Source organism: Promicromonospora sp. AC04, assembly GCF_003058225.1.
Lineage (GTDB): Bacteria > Actinomycetota > Actinomycetes > Actinomycetales > Cellulomonadaceae > Promicromonospora.
Window position 1 is genome coordinate 99,149 of the sequence record NZ_QBUG01000001.1, and the last position, 23,366, is coordinate 122,514.

A 23,366-nucleotide genomic window follows, 5' to 3' on the forward strand; every position below is an offset into this window, starting at 1 on the left:
TGCTCGGCTGAAGCGGCTGAAACGACCCGCTCAGAAACCGAACGTCAAGACGCGCGGCACCTCGGTGCCGTGGCGCCCGGCGTCGTGCACGGCGCGCAGCACTACCGCCTCGTGCGGAACGAGTGGCTCCGGGAGGGCGACGAACGGGAACCAGGCCAGGTCCGCCGCCTTGTCGGGCTCCTGGATCGACGGGGTCCCGGTCCAGCGGGTTACCTCGAACATGAAGTCGACCCGCTGCTCGATCGTGGGCCCGCCCGGTTCGCCGCGGTGCAGCACCGTCAGCGGCCGGACGTCGTCGGGCGCCACGACCACGCCGAGCTCCTCATGGGCCTCACGCACTGCGGCGTCGATGACCGACTCGCCCTCCTCGACGTGGCCTGCGGCCGCGCAGGCCCAGAACCCGTCGCGGTAGCCGGTGCCCTGCCGCAGCTGGAGCAGCACCTGACCCTCGCGCCGGAAGAAGAGGTAGGCGGCCGGTACCAGCGAGAAGTGCACGTGGTCGCCCTCGCTGTAGCGGTCGGTCACGACAGGCAGCCCTGCCCGAGCAGCGCCTTGAGATCGCCGAACAGCGCCGGCGACTTCTCCACGCGCAGGCTGTCGGCGGCCCGGACCACCGTCCGCTTACCGGGCTCGGCAACCGCGACGTGCACCTCCGCCGAACCGGGGTGCGTGGCGAGCACCTCGCGCAGCCGGATCATGACCGGCTCAACGGCCCGGCTGTGCGGCACGGTCACGGCCAGCGGCGAGTCGGACCCGACCGTGATGTCCGGCAGAGCCACCTCCATGGCCTGCAGCTGCATCGACTCGTCGCGACGGCGCACCTTGCCGCGCAGCACCACCACCTGGTCCTCAGCGAGCATGGTCGAGTACGCAAGGTAGGTCTCGCCGAAGAACATGACCTCGACGGCACCCTCCAGATCCTCGACGGTCACGGCGGCCCACGGGTTGCCGTTCTTGCTCATCTTGCGCTGCACCGAGGTGAGCAGGCCGGCCACGGTGACCACCGAGTTGTCCGGGCGGTGCTCGTCGGTGAGCAGCGAGGCGATCGAGGTGTCGGCGGCCCGCTGCAGCACGTGCTCCAGCCCGGACAGCGGGTGGTCGCTGACGTACAGGCCGAGCATCTCGCGCTCGAACTGCAGCTTCTGCTTCTTCTCCCAGTCCGGCAGGTCCGGGACCTCGACGGAGAAGCCCATCCCCGCCTCGTCGTCGCCCGCGCCGCCGAAGTCCGCGAACAAGTCGAACTGACCCTCGGCCTCCTTGCGCTTCACGCCGATCACGGAGTCGACGGCCTGCTCGTGGACCACGAGCAGCGAGCGCCGCGTGTGCCCGAGCGAGTCGAACGCACCGGCCTTGATGAGCGACTCGATGGTGCGCTTGTTGCAGACGGGCGCGGGGACCTTGTCGAGGAAGTCCTGGAACGACGTGAAGGCGCCCTTGGCCTCCCGGCTCTCCACAATCGCGTCGACGACGTTGCGGCCGACGTTCCGCACGCCGGTGAGCCCGAAGCGGATGTCGCCCTTGACCGCCGTGAACTTGGCGGCGGAGTCGTTGACGTCCGGCGGGAGCACCGTGATGCCCATGCGGCGGCACTCGTTGAGGTAGAGCGCCATCTTGTCCTTGTTGTCGCCCACCGACTGCAGCAGCCCCGCCATGTACTCGGCGGGGTAGTTCGCCTTGAGGTAGGCGGTCCAGTAGGCGACGAGGCCGTAGCCGGCGGAGTGCGCCTTGTTGAAGGCGTAGCCGGCGAACGGGACCAGCGTGTCCCAGACCGCCTTGATCGCTCCGGCGCTGTACCCCTTCTCCTTGGCGCCCTTCTCGAAGTTGACGTACTCCTTGGCCAGCACCTCGGGCTTCTTCTTGCCCATGGCGCGGCGGAGCAGGTCGGCCTGGCCGAGCGAGTAGCCGGCCATGATCTGGGCGGCGCGCTGCACCTGCTCCTGGTAGACGATCAGGCCGTAGGTCTCGTCGAGGATCTCCGCGAACGGCTCGACGACCTCGGAGTGGATCGCCTCGATCTGCTGCTGCTTGTTCTTGCGCAGCGCGTAGTTGATGTGCGAGTTCATGCCCATCGGCCCGGGCCGGTACAGGGCGATGACGGCGGAGACGTCCTCGAAGTTGTCGGGCCGCATCTGCCGCAGCAGGGATCGCATGGCGCCGCCGTCGAGCTGGAACACGCCGAGCGTGTTGCCGCTGGCGAGCAGCTCGTAGGTGGGCTTGTCGTCGAGCGCCACCTTCTCGATGTCGATCGGGTCCTTGCCGTTCATCACGATGTTCTCGAGCGCGTCGTCGAGGATCGTGAGGTTCCGCAGACCGAGGAAGTCCATCTTGATCAGGCCGAGGCCCTCGGACGTCGGGTAGTCGAACTGCGTGATGATCGCGCCGTCCTGCGGGCGCTTCATGATCGGGATGATGTCGATCAGCGGGTCGCTCGACATGATCACGCCGGCCGCGTGCACGCCCCACTGGCGCTTCAGACCCTCGATACCGCGCGCGAGCTCCACCACGCGCTGGGCCTCGGGGTCGGCCTCGTGCACCTGGCGGAACTCGGCCGCCTCGGAGTACCGCTTGTCCTTCGGGTCGAAGATGCCGCTCAGCGAGATGTCCTTGCCCATGACGGCGGGCGGCATGGCCTTGGTGAGCTTCTCCCCCATGGCGTACGGCATGCCGAGCAGCCGGGCGGAGTCCTTGAGGGCCTGCTTGGCCTTGATGGTGCCGTAGGTGACGATCTGGGCCACGCGGTCGTCGCCGTACTTCTCCGTGACGTACCGGATGGCCTCGCCGCGCCGACGTTCGTCGAAGTCGACGTCGACGTCGGGCATGGAGACGCGCTCCGGGTTGAGGAAGCGCTCGAAGATCAGGCCGTGCTCCAGCGGGTCCAGCTCGGTGATGCCCATCAGGTAGGACACCATCGACCCTGCGGCCGAACCACGCCCCGGCCCCACCCGGATGCCCTGGTCCTTGGACCAGTTGATGAAGTCGGCGACCACGAGGAAGTACCCCGGGAAGCCCATCTGGATGATGACCTCGACCTCGTAGTCGGCCTGCTTGCGCACCGCGTCCGAGTAGCCGTTCGGGTACCGGCGCAGCAGGCCCGCCTCGACCTCCTTGATGAACCAGGAGATCTCGTCCTCGCCGTCCGGCACGGGGAAGCGCGGCATGTAGTTGGCCGAGGTGTCGAACGAGACCTCGCACTGCTCGGCGATGAGCAGCGTGTTGTCGCACGCCTCGGGAAGCTCCTTGAAGACCTTGCGCATCTCGGCGGCGGACTTCACGTAGTAGCCCGAGCCGTCGAACTTGAAGCGGTTCGGGTCGTCCAGCGTGGAGCCGGAGTTGATCGCCAGCAGCGCCTCCTGGCTGGTCGAGTCCTCCTCACGCACGTAGTGCAGGTCGTTCGTGGCCACCAGCTTGGCGCCGATGACCTTGGACAGCTCGAGTAGCTCCTTGGTCACCCGGGTCTCGATGTCGAGCCCGTGGTCCATCAGCTCGACGTAGTAGTTCTCCTTGCCGAAGATCTCCTGCAGCTCACCCGCATACCGGACCGCCTCGTCCCACTGCCCGAGCCGCAGCCGCGTCTGGATCTCGCCCGACGGGCAGCCGGTGGTGGCGATGAGCCCGTCGGAGTACCGCTCCAGCAGCTCCCGGTCCATCCGGGGCCACTTGCCCATCTGGCCCTCCAGGGAGGCCAGGGAGGACGCCCGGAACAGGTTGTGCATACCGGTGTTGTTCTTGCTCAGCAGCGTCATGTGGGTGTACGCGCCGCGCGCGGAGACGTCGTCGGACTCCTGGCCCGCCTCGCCGTAGCGCACACGCGTCTGGTCGAACCGGCTGGTGCCCGGCGTGACGTACGCCTCGACGCCGATGATCGGCTTGATGCCCACCTTCTGCGCCTGCGCCCAGAACTCGTGCGCACCGAACAGGTACCCGTGGTCGGTCGTCGCGATGGCGTGCTGGCCCTGCCGCGCGACCTCCTCCATGAGGTCGCCGATCCGCGCCGCACCGTCCAGCATCGAGAACTCGGTGTGGACGTGGAGGTGGACGAAGTCGTCGCTCTTCGAAGCGGTGGCGGTGGGCATGCCGTCGATCCTATGACGGCTGTCCGACACTCAAAGCACCCCGCTCGGCGTTCCGCGTTCTGCTTCGAAAGGAGCCGACAGGGCAGATGCAAACTGCTACTTGTACGCGCCCCGCACCACGTCGAGCGCGGCCTCCAGATCGGCCGGATACGGCGACTCCACCTCGATCCAGCGCCCCGTCGTCGGATGCTCGAAGCCCAGCCGGTGCGCGTGCAGCCACTGCCTGGTCAGCCCCACCTTGGAGGCCAGCACGGGGTCCGCGCCGTAGGTGAGATCCCCCACGAGCGGATGGCGCAGCGCCGCGAAGTGCACCCGGATCTGGTGGGTGCGCCCGGTCTCCAGGTGCACCTCCAGCAGCGAGGCCGCCGACAGCATCTCGAGCGTCTCGTAGTGCGTCACCGAAGGCTTGCCGTCCGCGGTCACCGCGAACTTCCAGTCCGAGCTGGGGTGCCGGCCGATCGGCGCGTCGATGGTGCCCGACGTCGGGTCCGGGTGCCCCTGGGCGAGCGCGTGGTAGACCTTGTCGACGGTGCGCTCCTTGAAGGCGCGCTTGAGGCCCGTGTACGCGAGCTCCGACTTCGCCACGACCATCAGGCCGGAGGTCCCGACGTCGAGCCGGTGCACGATCCCCTGCCGCTCCGCGGCACCCGACGTCGACACGCGGTAGCCCGCTGCGATGAGTGCCCCGACCACGGTGGGTCCGGTCCAGCCCGGCGACGGGTGCGCCGCCACGCCGACCGGCTTGTCGATCACGACCAGGTCGTCGTCGTCGTACACGATGCCCATGCCGGGCACGGGCTCCGCCACCACCTCGACGGCGGGGCGTTCCTCCGGCATGTCCACCTCGAGCCAGCCGCCCGGCACGACCCGGTCCGACTTGCCCACCTGGCGCCCGTCGAGGCGCACGGCGCCCGCCTCCGCGAGCTCCGCCGCGCGCGTCCGGGAGAAGCCGAGCATCCGGGCCAGCGCGGCGTCGACGCGGTCGCCCGCCAGCCCGTCAGGGACGGGCAGCGTCCGCAGCGCCATCAGGCCGAGTCGCCCTGGGCGGCATCCGGCTTGCCGGCCGGCTTGACAGCGGACTCGTCGACGGGCGCCTCATCGCGCTCGTCGGCCGGCTTCTCAGCAGGCTCCTCGCCCGTGTGGCGCTTGCCGTCCAAACCGATCCCCCGCAGGGACAGCAGCGCGATCAGCACGGCCGCGCCGACGACGGCGATGTCCGCCACGTTGCCCACGAAGAAGCCCGCGTAGTCGATGAAGTCCACGACGTGGCCGCGCGCGAACCCCGGTTCCCGCGCCAGGCGGTCCACGAGGTTCCCGACGGCGCCACCGAGCAGCAGGCCGAGCGCGACGGCCCAGCCCCGCGACCCGAGCCGCCCGATCGCTCGGACGATGAAGACCACGACGACCACCACCACGATGGTCAGGATCCAGGTGTAGCCCGACGCGATCGACAGCGCGGCACCCGGGTTGTAGATCAGGCGCAGCTGCAGCAGCTCGCCCACGAGCGGGATCGGGGCACCGTCAACGGACAGGGCGGACTCGGCCCACCACTTGGTCAGCTGGTCGGCGGCCAGGACGAAGGCCGCGAGCACGCCGGTCCAGACAACAAGCACACGGCTGCCCGACGGCGGGGGCGTGGCTGCGGGACTCGTCTCGTCACCGGCCACGGCGGAGGGTTCAGCGGGAGTAGACATCAGGCAAAGTCTCCCATGCCGCGGACCGTACCGGGCCCGGCCGTCGGCTCGGCCCCGAGCACAAGGCCGCGCCGCGCCTCTCGAACCAGCAATACGGGGAGTCGGCGGACAAGATACAGAAAGCGGTATGGGTGCGCAAAAGCAGTGAGGCCCTTTCCCGGAAATCCGGGAAAGGGCCTCACCTGGTGCGAGACTATCGCCGCGTCACCGCACGGCGACAATCAATTGACGCGTGCGTCAGTTGCAGGCCGCGTAGCCGGTCACGTTACCCGTGTTGAACAGGTTGAACGGGCCGTCCCAGTGCCACGGGGCGACACACCAGTTGTTGAGGACGTTGACCGAACCGTCGCCCCCGAGCTCGGTGTCGCCGTCGTTGCAGGCCTGGTAGTCCGTCAGGTTCGCGGTGCTACCAACGTTGCCCGGGCCCTCCCAGTACCAGGGAGCGACGCAGACGTCGTTCAGCGCGTTGAAGCTGCCGTCGCTCTCGATCTCGACGACCTCACCGGCGGTGGCGACCTCCTCGGGAACCATCGCACCGTCGACGCCCACCGGGGCGTCCGTGGTGCCGTAGCCCTCGAGCACGTCCAGGGCGCCGTCGGCGCCGACGACGCCCAGCGGGTTCGTGGTGCCGAGCACGTCGGCGGCGTCGGCAGCGCTCGTGGCGCCGTCGACCAGGTCCGTCGCGCTGCCGGCGGAGGGTGCGCTGATCAGCTCGGGGGTGTCGCCCCCCGGCATCACCATCGCGCTCGCACCCGATGCCGCGGCGACGACCAGACCGGCCGACATGACCACGGCTGCCCCTGCACGGCAGGTTGCACGGAATCCTCGGATCATTGTGTTTTCCCCCTTGATATAGCTCTGACGAAATAGCGATGAACCACACACGTGTGGTTCACCTGCATGAGCATCGATGGAGAAATTCACCCTGTCAATCGGAGCGTGACCCGGCGCACGACACGGGCGTGGAATGAAACAAGACATTCCAGGATCGAACTCCCCGGCAATGCGCCAGGAATACCCGTAACTCAGACATCACAGGGTTGATATCCGGTTCAGGATCGCGCGCGGCGCCGATGCCACGCCTGCCACTCAGGCCCCGCGGCGCTCCTCGCGCGCCTTGGCCTCGACCGACAGCGTGGCCCTCGGGAAGGCCTGCAGCCGCGCCTTGCCGATCGGCAGGTCCGTGAGCTCGCACGTGGCGTAGGTGCCCTTGCGGATGCGGTCGAGCGCGTGGTTCGTCTGGTCCAGGAGGTCACGCATGTTGTTGACCAGCGTCAGCTCCTGCTCGCGCTCCAGGGCGCTCGAACCGTAGTCGGCCTGGTCGTCGCCCGCGCCGTCGCCCGAGTTCCGCAACAGGTCCGACAGCTCCCTGTCAGCGGCGTGCAGCTCACGCTCCAGCCGCTCCTTGTCCTCGAGGAGCAGCGCGGCCAGCTCTTCGGCCTCACGCACGGTCCAGGGCTCCTCACCGTCCCGGACGGGAAACCTCTTCACGTCACGTGTCAGGTTCGGGAACTCCTGCTTGATCGCGGCCCTCGTAGCAGTCGAGATCTTGGTCATGGGTTCCCCTTCGCGGTCGCCCCCGGTGGTCAAGTGCACGAAGCGTAAGCACATGCGGCCATACGCACAACGGGGCACGCCGATGTGGCGTGCCCCAATCATGTGGGCGCATGGCATGTCGCGCGCGGCGGCCGGCCGTGAGGTGGGGACACCCGGCCGCCGTGCTCGACAAAGTGAGACTCTGCCGTCAGATTCCCTGGGCCATCTCGGCCGGCCGGCCGGACTGCTGGTTGTTCCGCGGCGGCAGGGCCGATCCACGTGCGTCCAGGTCGCCCAGCAGGTTCTGCAGGAAGCTCTTCAGCCGCGTGCGGTAGTCGCGCTCGAACAGGCGCAGCTCGTCGATCTTGCGCTCCAGCAGCGAACGCTCCTGCTCGAGCTGGGAGAGCGTGCGGTGGGACGTCTCCTCGGCGTCGCGCACGATGCGCGCACCCTCGGTCTTGGCCTCCGTGATGAGGCGGTCGCCCTCCTCCTGGCCGGAGCGCACGTAGTCGTCGTGCAGCTTCTGGGCCAGCTGGAGCATCCCGGTCGCCGACTCGGGCTCCGGGCCGTTGCCCTTGGGGCCGGCGGGACCTGTCGGCATGACGGGCGCCGCGACCGGTGCGGCCTGCGAGCGAGCGGGGGCCGCGGCGTCGTTGCGCGACAGCTCCGCGATACGCCGCTCCGCTGCCGCGACCTTCTGCCGGAGCCCCTCGTTCTCCTCCTGGACGTTGGTCAGGGTCCGCACGACCTCGTCGAGGAAGTCGTCGACCTCCTCGACGTCGTAGCCCTCGCGGAACTTCGTCGCGGAGAACTTCTTGTTGAGGATGTCCTCTGCAGTAAGCAGTGCCATCGTGTCACCTCGAAAGTTAGAACGTAGGAACGCAGATCTCGGACGTCGGAGCTGCCCAGCTGCGCGCCCTCCGTCGAAGCCCACGGTAGCGGACGACATCGGCGCGGGACACCGGGAGCACCTCCGGGCACGATTTCCTCACAGAGTGTGCCGCGTCACCCCAGGCCATATCCATGCCCCGGTCAATGTTTTCGCGCGTCCGGCGGCCAGACGCCGATCGGGCCCGCCTTGAACCCGCACAGATTCAACACGTGACCGGCGACCCTAGAGCTGGCCGATCAGCGACGAGAGCAGCGAGACGCCGAAGAACAGGACGATGAACGCCAGGTCCAGCTGAACCTGCCCCAGCCGCAGCGGCGGGATCAGGCGGCGCAGAAACCTCAGCGGTGGGTCGGTGACGGTGTAGATCGCCTCCGCGACCACGAGCAGCACGCCACGTGGCCGCCAGTCCCGAGCAAAGAACTGTACCCAGTCGAAGATGAGCCGTCCGATGAGGAACAGCAGGAAGAGCCACAGCACGAAGCCGATGAAGTCCCAGATCACGAAGGACAATCTAACGCGTCCGGACCGGAAAACGCGTGAAGCGCCAGTGGTGGACAAGCGCAGAGACGGACATGGGTGAGGGACGACCGCAGCAGCGGCCGCCCCTCACCCATGGTCTCGTGTGTCGGGTCAGCTCTGGTTGTAGAAGCCGCCGCGTCCGTTCGGCTTCTCAGTGGGCGCCTGCTCCTCGGCCGCGATCTCCACGTGCTCGGGGGAGAGCAGGAAGACCTTGTTGGTCACCCGCTCGATCGAGCCGTGCAGACCGAAGATCAGGCCGGCGGAGAAGTCGACCAGGCGCTTGGCATCGGCGTCGTCCATGTCGGAGAGGTTCATGATGACGGGGGTTCCGGCGCGGAAGGCCTCGCCGATGCTCCGTGCGTCGTTGTACGACCGCGGGTGCACCGTCGTGATGCGGCGCAGCTCCGAGGAGGACAGGGCCTCACGGGGCACACCGTCGCGGTGCAACGGCGTGACCTGTGCGTGCCGGTGATCCTCCACGTTTTCCTCCAGGCCCTCGTCGTACTCGTCGAGGTACTCCTGCTCGCCCTGATCGTCGGCGAGGCCCAGATACAGCATGGTCTTGCGAAGCGCTCCGGCCATCGCTCATTCTCCGTTCGTCGCCTGCTGTGCGTCCTTCTGTCCGTGTCCAGCGGGCCCGTACAACAGGTCCGACCTTGACCCCTGATCGAGGTCGCCTTGGCAAAAGTAGCCCGGCGCAATCCGACCCGGAAGTGCGACACGCCGTGCCACGAACAACTTTGCCAAAGTTGTTCAGCGATTGCTCGTTAAAAACGACATCTGTGTGATTTCGCAGGTCAGAAGGGCATTATCGGCGTGTCGCGAGGTCGCCGGACGCGGGCGTGGACGGTCAGCGGAGCGCGACGATGCCGGCTTGCCGCCCCGTGGTGGTGCCGGCCGCGCTCGCGCGGCGGTGCGAGAACAGCTCCGGGTCCTCGAGCGTGCAGCGCTCGACGCGCGTCGCCACGACGCCCCGCGCAGCGAGCTGCGCGACCACCCCGGACGGCAGGTCCAGGCCGGGCGTGCCATCGCTCGTCGTCGCGAAGGCCTCGGGTACGGCCGCGGCCACCTCGTCACGCATCGCGGCCGGCACCTCGTAGCACCGCCCGCACACCGCGGGCCCGACGGCGGCGCGCACGCGCGCGGGGTCGGCGCCCCGAGCGACCAGCGCGTCCAGGGCGCGGTGCACCACGCCGGCCAGGACGCCCTTGCGTCCCGCGTGCGCGACCCCGACGACCCGCGCTTCCGGGTCGGCCAGCAGCACCGGCACACAGTCCGCGACCAGGACGCCGAGGCCCAGTCCGCGCTCCGAGGTGACGAGCGCGTCGCCCTCCCCCGCCGACCCCGGCGGTCGGCGGCCGGCCCACAGCGCGCGCTCGGCAGCACCCAGCTCGAGCACGACGTCACCGTGCACCTGGGTGGCGAACGCCACCGGCGCGCCGAGCCGTTCGGCGGCCAGGGAACGGTTGACCGCCACCCGCGCCGCGTCGTCGGACACGTTCAGGCCGAGGTTCAGGCCGCCGCCACCGCCCGACGTCGACCACGGGGCGGGCGAGACGCCGCCCGCGCCGGTCGTGAAGAAGGCGTGCACCCCGTCGCCGAGATCGACGGGGTGCACGCCTGCAAGGATCCGGGTGTCGCTCACGAGTGTGAGGGTACCCGGCCGATCACTTCAGGAAGTCGGGGACGTCCAGGTCCTCCGACGACCGGCGCGGGTTCTCGTCGTACAGCGGCGGGACCTCGACGCGCTCGCCGTTCTCGCGCGTGACCTCCTGCCGGTTGAACGAGCCCTGCACCACGACGGCCGGCTCGTCCAGCGTGCGCGGCACGTCGTCCGAACCCTCGTCGTCGATCACGCGCGGCAGCGTCGACACCGGGGCCGGCTGGTGCGTCGGCGGGACCGACGGCGGCATGCCGTTCACGCCGTGCTGCTCGGGGGCGCGACGGGCTGCGTCCGACATGTCGGGCAGCGGGACCGGCGCCGTCGCGGGGCTGCGCGTAGCCACCGCACCGGCCCCGACCGCGCCCGACACCTGACCGAGCGCCCGGCTGTCCTTGCGCTCCTTGGGCAGGCCGCCGTCGAAGCCCGCGGCGATGACGGTGACCCGCACCTCGTCGCCCAGCGCGTCGTCGATAACCGTACCGAAGATGATGTTCGCCTCCGGGTGCGCGGCCTCCTGCACCAGGCGCGCGGCCTCGTGGACCTCGAAGAGGCCGAGGTCGCTGCCACCCTGGATGGAGAGCAGCACGCCGTGGGCGCCGTCGATCGACGCCTCGAGCAGCGGCGAGGAGATCGCCAGCTCGGCGGCCTGCACCGCGCGGTCCTCGCCCCGTGCCGAGCCGATGCCCATGAGCGCCGAGCCCGCCCCCTGCATGACCGACTTCACGTCCGCGAAGTCCAGGTTGATCAGGCCGGGGGTGGTGATGAGGTCCGTGATGCCCTGCACACCGGAGTGCAGGACCTGGTCGGCAGAGTGGAACGCCGCGATCGCGGACACGTTCCGGTCCGACATCGACAGGAGCCGGTCGTTCGGGATGACGATCAGCGTGTCGACCTCGTCGCGGAGGTTCTCGATGCCGCTGTCGGCCTGCACGGCGCGACGGCGGCCCTCGAACGTGAACGGACGCGTCACGACGCCGACGGTCAGCGCGCCGAGCGCGCGAGCGATCCGCGCCACGACAGGGGCGCCGCCCGTGCCGGTACCGCCGCCCTCGCCCGCGGTGACGAAGACCATGTCGGCGCCGCGCAGGACGTCCTCGATCTCCTCGGCGTGGTCCTCGGCGGCCTTCTTGCCCACCTCCGGGTCCGCGCCGGCACCGAGGCCGCGCGTGAGCTCACGCCCGACGTCCAGCTTGACGTCGGCGTCCGACATCAGGAGCGCCTGCGCGTCTGTGTTGATCGCGATGAACTCGACGCCCTTGAGGCCGACCTCGATCATGCGGTTGACGGCGTTCACACCACCGCCGCCGATGCCGACCACCTTGATCACTGCCAGGTAGTTCTGCGGAGTTGCCACGTCGTCGCCTTTCGATTCGGGTCCCGAGTCCCGACTCTCATCCCTCCCAAGTCTCAGGCTGAGGTAGAGGGTTAGAGTTATGTCAGGTTGCTGCTGAGTTCGACGGTAGGTGTGCCGCCGGGGTGTGTCGAAGACATCGTTGCGCGTGTCGCGCAACGATGCACGCGAGAAATCACACCGATGTCATTCCGAGGTCGTGCGGACCCGGCTCAGTGCGTGACCGGCAGGTCGGGCGACGACACGTCGATGGTCATCGCCGACGGCTCCGCCCGCAGCAGCGTCTGGGCGACCTTGATCTTGAGCGGCACCTGCGCGCCGCTCCCCCACCGGATCACGCGCCCGTCGGCAAGGGTCGTGCGCACGTCGTCCTGGGTCGCCGCGCTCACCGTCTGCATGTCGGCCGCAAGCTTCGGCGGCAGGGCGCCCAGCACGGCGAGCGCCGCGTCCAGTGCGCGCCGGCCGGCCTCGGCGTCGGAGAGCGATACCACTATCGAGGGCAGGTCGTCCGGGACGTCCTCCGCCGTGCCGACGCGCACGCCCTCGGCGTCCATCAGGGCGTAGACGTCGCCCGGCTGCGGCACCGCGGCGACCGGCTCGCGCGCCGTGAGGGCCACCTCCAGCCCGTCCGGCCAGGTCCGCGTGATCCGGACGTTCTTGACCGCGTTCATCGCGAGGATCTCCTCGCGCAGGCCCACCGTGTCGATCCGCGGCAGCGGCACGCCCGCCTCGTCGGTCACGGCCTCGCGCACCTGCCCGACGTCGACGGTGGTGCCCTGTTCCGACACCCGCACCTGCTCCGGGTCGAGCGCGAACAGCGGCGAGAAGAACGTCACCCACACCAGCCCCGCCAAGACCGCGGCGGTCATCGTCGTCCAGCCGATCCGGCGCCACACGCGGTAGCGGGCCATCGCGGTGCGCTCGGCGAGGCGGTCGGCAAGCTGGTCCGAGACCACGTCGTCGCGAAGGCCCGACGGCGTCGCACGGCCGGCTTCGGGACGGCTCGCCGGGGGCTGCGTCCGGGCCGGTCGCTGCTGGACGGACCGCGGCTCGGCCGGATGCCGCTGCGCGGACGTCCTCCGGCCGGGCCGGCCCGGCTCAGGAGCCCGAGCGTCGGGCTCCTGAGCCTGCGGAGCTCGGGCCTTCGCCTCCCGAGCCGTGGTTCCCTGCTGTGCCGAGCCCTGGTCCGCCGGGCGCGGCCGTGCCGTGCCCGCGGCGCGAGGGCGCGCGGGCGGCCGCATCAGTCCTCGCCCAGCCCCGAGGTAGAAGTACGAGCACCAGTGGCAGAACCTCCCGCGACGAGGCCCGCCACGCGGCCCGCCAGGCGCGCCAGCACGGCGGGGCCGAGCTGGGTCACGTCGCCCGCGCCCACCGTGAGCACCACGTCGCCCGGCCGGGCGAGGTCGGCGATCACGTGCGCGGCGTCCAGCCGGTCCTGCACCGCGTAGGCGGCGCCGTGGCCGGTCATCAGGTCGACGATCGTGTTCGGCGTGACCGACGGGTCCAGCTCCTCGCGCGCCCCGTAGATGCCCGTGACCACTACCTCGTCGGCCGCCGACAGCTCCGCGGCGAACCGGTCGGCGAAGATCCTCGTGCGCGAGTAGAGGTGCGGCTGGAACAGGACGAGCACGCGCCCGCCGTCGGCGATCTCGCGGGCCGCCGTGACGATGGCCCGGATCTCCGTGGGGTGGTGCGCGTAGTCGTCGATGACGCGTACGCCGTCGGCCACGCCCTTCTCCTCGAAGCGGCGGCCCGTGCCGACGAACGCCTCGACCCCGGCGACCGCCTGCTCGGGCGATACGCCCAGCTTCACCGAGGCGATGACGGCGGCCGTCGCGTTGAGCACGTTGTGCTTGCCCGGGACCGACAGCCGCATCGGGATGCCCGGCACGTTGCCGGACACGCCTGCGCCGTCGGCCACCTGCTCGTTGGTGCCCAGGATGTCGCCGCGCAGCACCGCCGTCGTGCCCTCGGGCGTGGTGGAGATGTCCGTGACCCGCACGCGTGCGGTGTCGTTGGTGCCGTAGGTGATGACGTGGCCGCCCGTGGCGCAGATGGTGGCGCCCACCGAGAGCGAGCCCTCGTCGTCGGCGCAGGCGATGAGCCAGCCCTCGGGCACCAGCCGGCGCGCGAACCGGATGAACGCCCCGTTGAACGCCTCCGGGGTGCCGTAGTGGTCCAGGTGGTCGGCCTCGACGTTGGTCACCACCGCGATGGTGGGCGTGTAGTTGAGGAACGAGCCGTCCGACTCGTCGGCCTCGGCCACGAGCACGTCGGACGTGCCCAGGTGGCCGCCCGGCGTCGACCCGTTGGCGGTACGCACGGTGCTGCCGATCGCGTACGACGGGTCCCAGCCCGCCTCGCGCAGGATCGTCGCGATCATCGCCGACGTCGTCGTCTTGCCGTGCGCGCCGGCGACGGCGACGCCGCGCGACCCCTCCATGAGGGCGGCCAGCGCCTGCGAGCGGTGCAGGACGTTGAGGCGACGGGCCCGGGCGGCGGAGAGCTCCGGGTTGTCCTCGTGCACCGCGCTGGAGATCACCACGGAGTCGACACCCGTGAGGTGCGCCGGGTCGTGGCCGACCCACACCTGGATGCCCTCGGCCCGCAGTGCCTCCAGGGTCTCCGACTCGGCCGCGTCGGAGCCCTGCACGGACACCCCGTGCCCGGCGAGCAGGCGGGCGACGACGGACATGCCGGCCCCGCCTATGCCGATCATGTGGACGCGGCCGAGCTTCGCGACCTGATCCGTCATCTGATCCGTGACCGTGGTGCTCATGACCTGACCTCCGAGGTGTCGTTACCTGCTGACCGTACGGCTTGCTCGACGAGATCGACGACGCGTGCCGCGCCGTCGCTGGTGCCGGCCGACCCTGCGGCCTTCGCCATGACACCGAGCCGCTCGCGGTCCGCAAGCAGCGTGGGAACGTTCGTGGACACCCACGCGGGGGTGAGGTCGGCGTCGTCCACCAGCAGACCGCCGCCCGCCTCCACCAGCGGGGCCGCGTTGAGGCGCTGCTCGCCGTTGCCGATGGGCAGCGGCACGTAGATCGCGGGGATGCCGAGCGCGGCGTGCTCGGCCACCGAGCCCGCGCCGGAGCGGCAGAGCACCAGGTCGGCCACCGCGTAGGCGAGCTCCATCTGCTCGAGGTACTCGCGAACCTGGTACCGGCGCTCGTCGACGGCGGAGGCGGCGACGGTCTCGCGCACCTCGTCGCCCTTGCCCTTGCCGGTCAGGTGCAGCACCTGCGCACCCGTCGCGAGGATCTGGGCCGCGGCGCCCGACACCGCGCGGTTCAGGTTCAGCGCACCCGAGGAGCCGCCGGTGACGACGAGGGTCGGCAGTGCGGGGTCCAGGCCGAGCTCGGCGGCGGCCCGGGCCCGCACGCCCGCGGCGTCGGCCTCCCGCGCCTGCACGAGGGCAGCGATGGCCTGCCGCAGCGGCAGGCCCGTGAGGACGCCGCCGCGCAGCGGCGTCCCGGCGAAGGTGAGGCCCACGCGGGCCGCCCAGCGGGCGCCGAGCCGGTTGGCCAGGCCGGGCCGGGCGTTCTGCTCGTGGATCACGATCGGCACGCCCTTGCGCTTGGCCGCGAGGTAGGCCGGGGTGGCGACGTACCCGCCGAACCCGATCACGGCCTGCGCGTCGATCTCGTCGATGGCGTCCTCCGCGGCCTTCACCGCGGCCGCCAGCCTGCCCGGCAGCCGCAGCAGCTCGGGGCTCGGGCGGCGGGGCATCGGCACGCGCGGGATGGGCCGCAGCTCGTAGCCGCGGGCGGGCACGAGCTCGGCCTCCAGGCCGGTCGTGGTGCCGAGCACGAGCACGCGCGCGCCGGGCTCCCGGCGCCGCACCTCGTCGGCCACCGCGAGCAGGGGGTTCACGTGGCCCGCGGTGCCGCCTCCGGCGAGCACCACCGACACAACTGCTGAGCTCATCATCACCTTCTCGTCGCCGCCCGGGCGTGCCGCCCAGGCGAATCGGGTACGGCCAGCTGCGGGATCTGCGTGCAGGATCTCGTCACAGATGGAGCCGTTGTGCACATTTCTACCGTCTCCGGACCGCTCCGCCCAGCACGGCCAGTGGCTTGCGGACGACGCTACCGCGTGCAGCGAGTGCCTTGGCAGCCCCCGGCTCCGTCCGGGCGAACGATATGACCATCCCGAGCGCGGCCATCGTGGTGATCAGGGCCGAACCACCGGCCGACACCAGCGGCAGCGGCACGCCGATCACCGGCAGCACCCCGATCACCACGCCGATGTTCACGAACGCCTGGCCCACGATCCAGCAGCCGACGGCGGCAGTGGTCACCTTGACGAACGGGTCCTTGTGCCGCTGGATCACGCGGCTCATCGCCAGCCCCAGCACGGCGAACAACGCGAGCACCAGCACCGTGCCGAACAGGCCGAGCTCCTCGCCGATGACGGCGAAGATGAAGTCGTTGTGCGCCTCGGGCAGGTAGTTCCACTTCTCGCGGCTCCCGCCCAGGCCCACGCCCCACAGCCCGCCGGTGCCCAGCCCGAACAGTCCGTGCAGCGACTGGTAGCACTCCGACGACGTGTCGCACTCGGCGCCGTACGTCGCGATGATGCGCCGCAGCCGGTCCCCGGAGGACTGCTGCACGATGAACACGTACCCCACGACGAACGCCGCGAGCGCGCCGCCGAGCCCCATCAGGGACATCGGCACGCCGGCCACGAAGAAGGCCCCCGCCACCAGCAGGCCCATCACGAGCGCCGTGCCCAGGTCTCCCCCGCCGAGCACCAGCCCGAGGACCACCACGGCGCCCGGGACCGCCGGGAGGATCGCGTGGGACCAGCTGCCCAGCAGCGCCTGCTTGCGGCCCAGCACGGTGCCGAGCCAGACGGCGAGCGCGAGCTTGGCCAGCTCCGACGGCTGGAACGAGAACGGGCCCAGCGACAGCCAGTTCTGCTGGCCGTTCCTGATCTCGCCCAGGAAGATCACCGCGACGAGCAGCACCAGGGCCACGACGAGCCCGGGCAGCGCGAGCCGCTTGTACCAGCGGACCGGCAGGTGCGCGGCGACCAGGAGCACGGGCAGCCCCATCAGCGCGTACTGCGCCTGGACCAGGAACGCCGCGTACGGGGACTCGCCCTCGGCGATAGACGTCACCGTCGAGCTGGACAGCACCATGATCAGCCCGATCACGGTCAGCAGGCCCGTGGTGCCCACCAAGAGGTAGTAGCTGGTCACCGTCGAGTTCCACTGGCCGAGCCACGGGCGCTCGGGAGCGCTGCGGCTCGTGCTCGTCGTGGCCATCCCTACCCCTCCCGCGGCTCAGCGAGCAGCTCACCGAGCGGCTCAACGAGTGGTGAGCTCACGCACCACGTGTACGAACTCCTCGCCGCGCTGGGCGTACGAGACGAACTGGTCCTGCGACGCGCCCGCCGGGGCCAGCAGCACGGTGTCCCCTGGCTGTGCCAGGTCCCGCGCCGCGTCGACCGCCCGCCGCATCACCGTCTCAGTGTCACCGGGATCGATCACGACGACCGGGATCTGCGGCGCGTGTCGGGCCAGCGTGTCAGCCAGCGGGCGGGGGTCGGCACCGATGACGACGGCGGCGCGCATCCGGTCTGCACGGGACGACACGAGCTCGTCGAACGTGGCGCCCTTGGCCAGGCCGCCCGCGATCCACACAACCGTGCCGTGGGCGAAGCCCGCCAGCGACGCAGCGGCGGAGTGGGTGTTCGTCGCCTTCGAGTCGTTCACGTACGTGACGCCTGCCGCCTCCGCCACGCGCTGGATGCGGTGGTCGCTGGGACCGAAGGACCGCAGCCCGTCGCGGACGGCGGCCGCGGGCACGCCGTGCGCGCGGGCCAGGGCGGCGGCGGCCAGGGCGTCCGCCACGATGTGCGTCGGCACGACGCCGTTGTGGTCGCCCAGCTGCTTCAGGTCGGCGAGGGTGCCGAGCTCCGCGGCGCTCTTGCGGCGGTCGGGGTCGTCGTCGGCGGCGTGGAAGGCGCGGTCCACCAGGACGTCGTCGACCAGACCGAGGTCGCCGGGGCTCGGGGTGCCGGCCACGAAGCCGACGGCGCGCGCGCCCTCGACGACGTCCGCCTCGCGCACCAGTTCCTCGGTCTTCGGGTCCGCCACGTTGTAGACGCACGCCACCTGGACGCGTTCGTAGATGCGGCCCTTGTCGCGGGTGTAGGCGTCGATCGTGCCGTGCCAGTCGAGGTGGTCGGGCGAGACGTTCAGGACGGCGCCCGCCTCCAGCGACATCGTGTGCGTGAAGTGGAGCTGGAAGCTCGACAGCTCCACCGCCACGACGTCGAGCGTGGGGTCGAGGGCCGCCTCCACGAGGGACCGGCCGACGTTCCCGACGGCGGCGGTGCGCAGGCCCGCCGCCCGCAGGATCGCGGCCAGCATCTCGACGGTGGTGGTCTTGCCGTTGGACCCGGTGATGCCGAGCCACTGGGCGGGCCGGTCCGTGCCCAGGCGGTCGACACGCAGGCGCCACGCGAGCTCGACCTCGCTCCACACGGGCACGCCCGCGGCGAGCGCCGCCGCGATCACGGGGTGGTGCGGTGCGAAGCCCGGCGAGGCGACCAGGAGGTCGGCCTGGGCCAGCACGGCCGCCGCGGCGTCGGCGTCGAGGCCGCGGTGGTCGGCGTCGTCGGCCTTGTCGTCGACCGTGACCAGGTCGGCCACTCGGGGTGCCAGCACACGCTGGAGCGAGCGTCCGGTGACGCCGAGGCCCGCCAGGACGACGCGGGCGTCGGACAGGGGGACGCGGGGCTCGACCGTCCCGTACGCGTCGCCGGAGGAGTCGCCGGACGGGTCGAGGCCGGGAGCCTCGGTCACGAGGCGACCCACTCGGCGTAGAAGATGCCCATGCCCAGGCCCGCGAACAGGCCGGCGATCAGCCAGAACCGGATGACGATGGTGACCTCGCCCCATCCGGAGAGCTCGAAGTGATGGTGCAGCGGCGTCATCTTGAACACCCGCCTGCCCGTGAGCTTGAAGGAGCTGACCTGGATCACCACGGACGAGACGACGAGCACGAACAGGCCGCCGATGATCACGGCCAGCAGCTCCGTGCGGCTCAGGATCGACAGGCCGGCCAGGGCGCCGCCCAGGGCGAGCGAGCCGGTGTCGCCCATGAAGATCTTGGCGGGGTTGGCGTTCCACCACAGGAAGCCGACGCACGCGCCGGTCACGGCGGCGGCGACGATGGCGAGGTCCTGCGGGTCGCGCACCTCGTAGCAGCGCGGTCCCGCTGTGGCGACGAACTGGCAGGACTGGTTGAGCTGCCAGATGCCGACCAGCACGTACGCGCCGAACGTGATGATCGAGACGCCGGTGGCCAGGCCGTCAAGACCGTCGGTGATGTTGACCGCGTTGGACCACGCCGACACGAGGAGGTTGGCCCAGATCACGAAGAGGATGAGGCCGACGGTCGCGCCGGCGAACGCCAGGTCGAACTCGGTGTCGCGCAGAAACGAGATCTTGGTGGAGGCCGGGGTGCGCGAGTTCTCGTTGGGGAACTGCAGCGCGAGCACGGCGAACGAGATGCCGACGATGCCCTGGCCGATCAGCTTGGCGCGCGGGGTCAGGCCGAGGGACCGCTGCTTGCGGATCTTGGTGAAGTCGTCGAGGAAGCCGATCAGGCCCAGGCCCGCCATGAGGTAGAGCGCGAGCAGCGCCGAGACGCTCGGCAGCCGGCCGGACACGAGCATCGACGCCGCGACGCCGAACATGGTCGCCGCGATGATGACGACGCCGCCCATCTGGGGCGTGCCACGCTTGATGAAGTGCCCGGTGGGGCCGTCCTGCCGGACGAACTGGCCGTAGTTCTTGTGGACCAGGAACCGGATGAAGACCGGCGTGCCCAGCAGGGCGACGAGCAGCGCCACTGCGGCGCTGACCAGGATCGCGATCACTTGTTGTTGTCCTCTGTGGTCTTGACCATCGACAGGTGGTCCCCGAGCTCCCAGAGCCCGGAGTCGTGCGACGACTTGACGAGCACGACGTCACCGGGCTCGAGCGACTCGTCCAGCAGCGTGCGGGCGGCGTCCAGGTCGGGCACGAAGATCGACTCCGATCCCCAGGACCCCTCCTGCATGGCTCCCTCGTGGATGTGGTAGGCGCCGTCGCCCACCACCACGAGCTGCTTGATGTTCAGACGCACCACGAGGCGGCCGATCTCGTCGTGCGCGGCGCGCGCGCCGTCGCCGAGCTCGCGCATCTCGCCGAGCACGGCGACCGAGCGGCGTGTCCGGCCGGCCATGACGGCGAGCGTGCGCAGGCCGGCCTTCATCGAGTCCGGGTTCGCGTTGTACGCGTCGTCGATCACGGTGACGCCGTCGGGCCGCTCGGTGACGGCCATCCGGTGCGGGCTGCGGGCGGTGGCCGCCGAGAGCCGCTCCGCGACGTCCGGCACGGACACCCCGAGGCGTAGCGCGACTGTCGCGGCCGCCAGCGCGTTGCTCACGTGGTGCGGCCCGACGAGCTGGAGCGCGACGTCGGCGCGCTGCTCGCCGGCCCCGTCGGCACCGCCGAGGCGGGCGACGCGGAGCGTGAAGCTCGCCCGGCCGGCGCCGTCGACGGAGATGTCCTCGGCGCGGACGTCGGCGGTCGGGATGGTGCCGAACGTCTGCAGGGTGGTGCCGGGGGCTACCTGGCCCGCCATGGCGGCGACCCGCAGGTCGTCGGCGTTGAGCACCACCGAGCCGCCGTCCACGACGCCGGAGACCATCTCGGCCTTGGTCTTCGCGATGGCCTCGACGCTGCCGAAGTAGCCGACGTGCGCGACGCCGACAGCCAGCACGACGCCGACGTCGGGCGGCGCGATGCGCGTGAGGTAGGCGATGTTGCCCACCCGGTCCGCGCCCATCTCGAGCACCAGGTAGCGCGTGGCGGCGGTGACGCGCAGGACCGTCAGCGGCAGGCCGATCTCGTTGTTGAACGAGCCCTTGGGGACGATGATCGCGTTCTCGCCCTCGCCCGCCTCCGGGGCGAGGAGCTGGCCGAGCAGGTCCTTGGTGGTGGTCTTGCCGACCGAGCCGGTGACGGCCACGACCTTCGGGACGCCGGGCGTGCCGCCGTCGGCTCCGCCGCGGACCTTCGCGAGGACGTACCGGGCGAGCTCGCCCAGGGCCGCCCGCGGGTCGTCGACGACGACGGTCGGCAGTCCATCCAGCTCACGGGCCGCGAGCACGAGTGCGGCGCCGGACTCGACCGCGGTGGCCGCGAAGTCGTGCCCGTCGACCCGCTCGCCCGGCAGCGCCACGAAGAGCGCACCTGGGCCGGCCTGGCGCGAGTCGACGATCACCGTCCCGGTGACCGTCACGTCCGGGTCGGCGTGCAGCCGCCCGCCGGTGGCTGCGGCGACCTGTGCCGCAGTCAGCTCGATCATGCCTGTGTCGTCCTCTCCTGCGTGGGGTCCTGCTGGCTCTGCCCGCTCCGGGCCGCCAGCGCGGCGCGCGCCTCGACGCGGTCGTCGAGCACGTGGTCCACGCCCGCGATCTCCTGGACGGTCTCGTGCCCGCGGCCTGCCACCAGCACGGTGTCGTCCGGGCCGGCCGCGAGGATCGCGGTGCGGATGGCATCCGCGCGCGGGGCGACCTCGTGGACCTCAACGGTACGCGAGCCGTCGTCGTCCACGGTCTCGACGGTGCCGCCCGGCGCGGCGACGCCGGTCCCGGCCAGGACCTCGGTCCGCACCTTGGCGGGGTCCTCGTCGTGCGGGTCGTCGTCCGTGACGTAGACGACGTCGGCGCCGCGCACCGCCGCCGCGCCCATGAAGGGGCGCTTGCCGGGGTCGCGGTCGCCCGTGGCGCCGAAGACGACGGCGAGCCGGCCCGCCGTCGTCGGGCGCAGGGCCGCGAGGGAGAGCTCCAGGGCCTCGGTGTTGTGCGCGAAGTCCACGACCACGCGCGGGGCCGTGGCCAGCACCTCCATGCGGCCGGGCACCGTGGCGCTCAGGCCGTCGGCGGCCGCCAGCGCGTCGGTGACGTCGCGGATGTCCGAGCCGCCCTCCAGCACCATCGCGACAGCGAGGGCCGCGTTGGCCACGTTGTAGCCGCCCGGCAGCGAGGTGGAGGTGCGCAGCGTGCGCCCGTCGTGATGCGTCAGCGTGAAGGCGGACCCGGTGCCGTGCGGCGCGACGTCGGTCACGACCCAGTCGGCGGCCTTGCCCGGCAGGGTGGTGAGCGTCGCGACCGGGATCTGGGCCTCGTTCGCCATGCGGTCGCCCCAGGCGTCGTCGACGGTGACGACGCCGCGGCGGGCGCGGGCGGGTGTGAACAGGTCGGACTTGGTGGCGAAGTAGGACTCGAAGTCGCCGTGGAAGTCCAGGTGGTCCTGGGTCAGGTTGGTGAACCCGGCGACGCCGAAGACGATGCCGTCCACGCGGTGCTGCGCCAGGGCGTGGGAGGAGACCTCCATGGCCAGGGTGCGTACGTGGTCCTCGCGCATCGCGGCGAGCAGCGCCTGGAGGTCGGCGGCCTCGGGCGTGGTGAGCGTGCTGGCGATGACCCGGTCCCCGGAGCGCGTCTCGACGGTGCCGATCAGGCCGCCGATCCAGCCCAGCGCCCGCAGCAGGTGGTCGAGCTGGTAGGTCGTGGTGGTCTTGCCGTTGGTGCCGGTGATGCCGAAGGTCATCAGGTCCTCGGCGGGGTTGCCCAGCACCCAGGCGGCGACCTGGCCGAGGATGCCGCGGGGGTCCTCGGCGACGAGCACCGGGGTGGTGCTGCCGGCCCCGATCAGCTCGGCCCCGCGCGCGTCCGTGAGGATCGCGGTGGCCCCGCGCCCGACGGCGTCCGCGGCGAACTGCGCACCGTGCGCGCGGGCGCCGGGCAGGGCCACGAAGAGGTCCCCCGGCTGCGCGACCCGGTTGTCCGAGGCGACGCAGGTGACCGTGGCGTCAGCGGCGTGACCTGGGGCGATGGTGAGGCCGAAGGCGACGGCGAGGTCCGAGACCTGGCGCGCTGTCGTGGCGGCCGGTCGGATCCGGTCGATCGGGGATGTCACGGAGAAGAACCTACCGTCTCGCGGGGGTGGGTCTCGTCCTGGGTGTGGGCCTTGGGTGGTGGTTGTGGGGTGGTCCGGTATCACCCGCCACCCGTTGTACGACATCACCCGCGGATGGGGCAGCCAGGCCATTATGAGGAATTTCTGGCCAGCGACATCAACCGATTAGCTCGAACGCGCGCATATCATTCCACTAACAGATTTTCCCACAATGAATCACACCCTCCATGACAGATCAAGAGATTTAGGACTCATTCATCAGACGCCTCGATGGTGACGCCATATATCCGCTGAACGTCCGCCGCAAACTCAGCACCGGCACGAGCCGGCACGCGGGCCTTCCACCACGGAGAACCCTCACGAACAACGGGACCAAGAAGCTCCCGAAATTGCGAGTCCGCAACCAAGATCTGCGCGCCAATTGAAGCCCACCCATCCACCGACGCCAACTCAGAACTGACCATCGCGCGTTCCAGATCTTCGCGCACCAACAGTTCCGCCTCATACTCGTAAAGGTCTCCGCCGTAACCAGCCTCGACCTCATCCACGAGAGTCTGCCAAGCTTCGACGAATCCGAGCATTGACCAATTTGACCTCCGACCCGTCGGAGCCACAACCCTTCTAAAAGAATCATCTAATCGCATACAT

20 protein-coding genes are annotated in these 23,366 nt (G+C 70.6%); all 20 read right to left on the bottom strand.

Annotated elements, in window-relative coordinates; translation table 11 throughout:
- Nucleotides 1–30: 30 nt before the first annotated feature.
- On the bottom strand, nt 31–525 hold the full coding sequence (locus tag C8K30_RS00440; RefSeq protein ID WP_233256888.1) for an NUDIX domain-containing protein: 495 nt from the start codon (nt 523–525) through the stop codon (nt 31–33).
- The gene (gene dnaE / locus C8K30_RS00445) at nt 522–4,073 is read right to left on the bottom strand and encodes a DNA polymerase III subunit alpha (RefSeq protein WP_108490944.1); all 3,552 of its coding nucleotides are present in this window, start codon (nt 4,071–4,073) and stop codon (nt 522–524) included. The genes C8K30_RS00440 and dnaE overlap by 4 nt, the downstream gene beginning before the upstream one ends.
- 96 nt (nt 4,074–4,169) lie before the next feature.
- Nucleotides 4,170–5,099: an RluA family pseudouridine synthase gene (locus C8K30_RS00450; protein WP_108490945.1), complete on the bottom strand. Its 930-nt coding sequence runs from the start codon at nt 5,097–5,099 to the stop codon at nt 4,170–4,172.
- Nucleotides 5,099–5,767 (bottom strand): signal peptidase II, encoded by a 669-nt coding sequence (locus tag C8K30_RS00455; RefSeq protein ID WP_233256889.1) that lies wholly within the window; start codon nt 5,765–5,767, stop codon nt 5,099–5,101. The genes C8K30_RS00450 and C8K30_RS00455 overlap by 1 nt, the downstream gene beginning before the upstream one ends.
- 237 nt (nt 5,768–6,004) lie before the next feature.
- Nucleotides 6,005–6,553 carry a hypothetical protein gene (locus C8K30_RS30585; RefSeq protein ID WP_158280890.1) on the bottom strand — a complete coding sequence of 183 codons (549 nt, stop codon included), beginning with the start codon at nt 6,551–6,553 and terminating at the stop codon, nt 6,005–6,007.
- Between the two features lie 303 nt (nt 6,554–6,856).
- Nucleotides 6,857–7,324, bottom strand: coding sequence for a TraR/DksA C4-type zinc finger protein (locus C8K30_RS00465; RefSeq protein WP_108490947.1), 468 nt, complete (start codon nt 7,322–7,324; stop codon nt 6,857–6,859).
- 187 nt (nt 7,325–7,511) lie between these two features.
- The gene (locus C8K30_RS00470; RefSeq protein ID WP_108490948.1) at nt 7,512–8,153 is read right to left on the bottom strand and encodes a DivIVA domain-containing protein; all 642 of its coding nucleotides are present in this window, start codon (nt 8,151–8,153) and stop codon (nt 7,512–7,514) included.
- Nucleotides 8,154–8,417: 264 nt separating this feature from the next.
- Nucleotides 8,418–8,696, bottom strand: a complete 279-nt coding sequence (locus C8K30_RS00475) for a YggT family protein (protein ID WP_108491824.1) — start codon at nt 8,694–8,696, stop codon at nt 8,418–8,420.
- Between the two features lie 129 nt (nt 8,697–8,825).
- Nucleotides 8,826–9,296 (bottom strand): cell division protein SepF, encoded by a 471-nt coding sequence (locus tag C8K30_RS00480; protein ID WP_108490949.1) that lies wholly within the window; start codon nt 9,294–9,296, stop codon nt 8,826–8,828.
- A gap of 268 nt (nt 9,297–9,564) precedes the next feature.
- A complete protein-coding gene (pgeF, locus tag C8K30_RS00485) occupies nt 9,565–10,359 on the bottom strand; it encodes a peptidoglycan editing factor PgeF (protein ID WP_233256890.1) in 795 nt (264 codons plus the stop codon).
- Nucleotides 10,360–10,381: 22 nt separating this feature from the next.
- A complete protein-coding gene (gene ftsZ, locus C8K30_RS00490; RefSeq protein WP_108490950.1) occupies nt 10,382–11,731 on the bottom strand; it encodes a cell division protein FtsZ in 1,350 nt (449 codons plus the stop codon).
- 209 nt (nt 11,732–11,940) lie between these two features.
- A complete protein-coding gene (locus tag C8K30_RS00495) occupies nt 11,941–12,969 on the bottom strand; it encodes a cell division protein FtsQ/DivIB (RefSeq protein ID WP_108490951.1) in 1,029 nt (342 codons plus the stop codon).
- Nucleotides 12,969–14,507, bottom strand: a complete 1,539-nt coding sequence (murC, locus tag C8K30_RS00500) for a UDP-N-acetylmuramate--L-alanine ligase (RefSeq protein ID WP_233256891.1) — start codon at nt 14,505–14,507, stop codon at nt 12,969–12,971. Before murC ends, C8K30_RS00495 begins: the two co-directional genes overlap by 1 nt.
- Nucleotides 14,504–15,664, bottom strand: coding sequence for an undecaprenyldiphospho-muramoylpentapeptide beta-N-acetylglucosaminyltransferase (murG, locus tag C8K30_RS00505; RefSeq protein ID WP_369939329.1), 1,161 nt, complete (start codon nt 15,662–15,664; stop codon nt 14,504–14,506). Before murG ends, murC begins: the two co-directional genes overlap by 4 nt.
- A gap of 106 nt (nt 15,665–15,770) precedes the next feature.
- Nucleotides 15,771–17,003: a putative lipid II flippase FtsW gene (gene ftsW / locus C8K30_RS00510; protein WP_108490953.1), complete on the bottom strand. Its 1,233-nt coding sequence runs from the start codon at nt 17,001–17,003 to the stop codon at nt 15,771–15,773.
- Nucleotides 17,004–17,045: 42 nt separating this feature from the next.
- Nucleotides 17,046–18,548 (bottom strand): UDP-N-acetylmuramoyl-L-alanine--D-glutamate ligase, encoded by a 1,503-nt coding sequence (gene murD / locus C8K30_RS00515; RefSeq protein WP_233256892.1) that lies wholly within the window; start codon nt 18,546–18,548, stop codon nt 17,046–17,048.
- Nucleotides 18,545–19,627, bottom strand: a complete 1,083-nt coding sequence (gene mraY, locus C8K30_RS00520) for a phospho-N-acetylmuramoyl-pentapeptide-transferase (protein WP_108490954.1) — start codon at nt 19,625–19,627, stop codon at nt 18,545–18,547. Before mraY ends, murD begins: the two co-directional genes overlap by 4 nt.
- Nucleotides 19,624–21,102, bottom strand: a complete 1,479-nt coding sequence (murF, locus tag C8K30_RS00525) for a UDP-N-acetylmuramoyl-tripeptide--D-alanyl-D-alanine ligase (RefSeq protein ID WP_108490955.1) — start codon at nt 21,100–21,102, stop codon at nt 19,624–19,626. The genes mraY and murF overlap by 4 nt, the downstream gene beginning before the upstream one ends.
- Nucleotides 21,099–22,718, bottom strand: a complete 1,620-nt coding sequence (locus tag C8K30_RS00530; protein WP_108490956.1) for a UDP-N-acetylmuramoyl-L-alanyl-D-glutamate--2,6-diaminopimelate ligase — start codon at nt 22,716–22,718, stop codon at nt 21,099–21,101. The genes murF and C8K30_RS00530 overlap by 4 nt, the downstream gene beginning before the upstream one ends.
- A gap of 251 nt (nt 22,719–22,969) precedes the next feature.
- Nucleotides 22,970–23,299 carry a hypothetical protein gene (locus C8K30_RS00535; protein WP_108490957.1) on the bottom strand — a complete coding sequence of 110 codons (330 nt, stop codon included), beginning with the start codon at nt 23,297–23,299 and terminating at the stop codon, nt 22,970–22,972.
- Between the last annotated feature and the right edge of the window lie 67 nt (nt 23,300–23,366).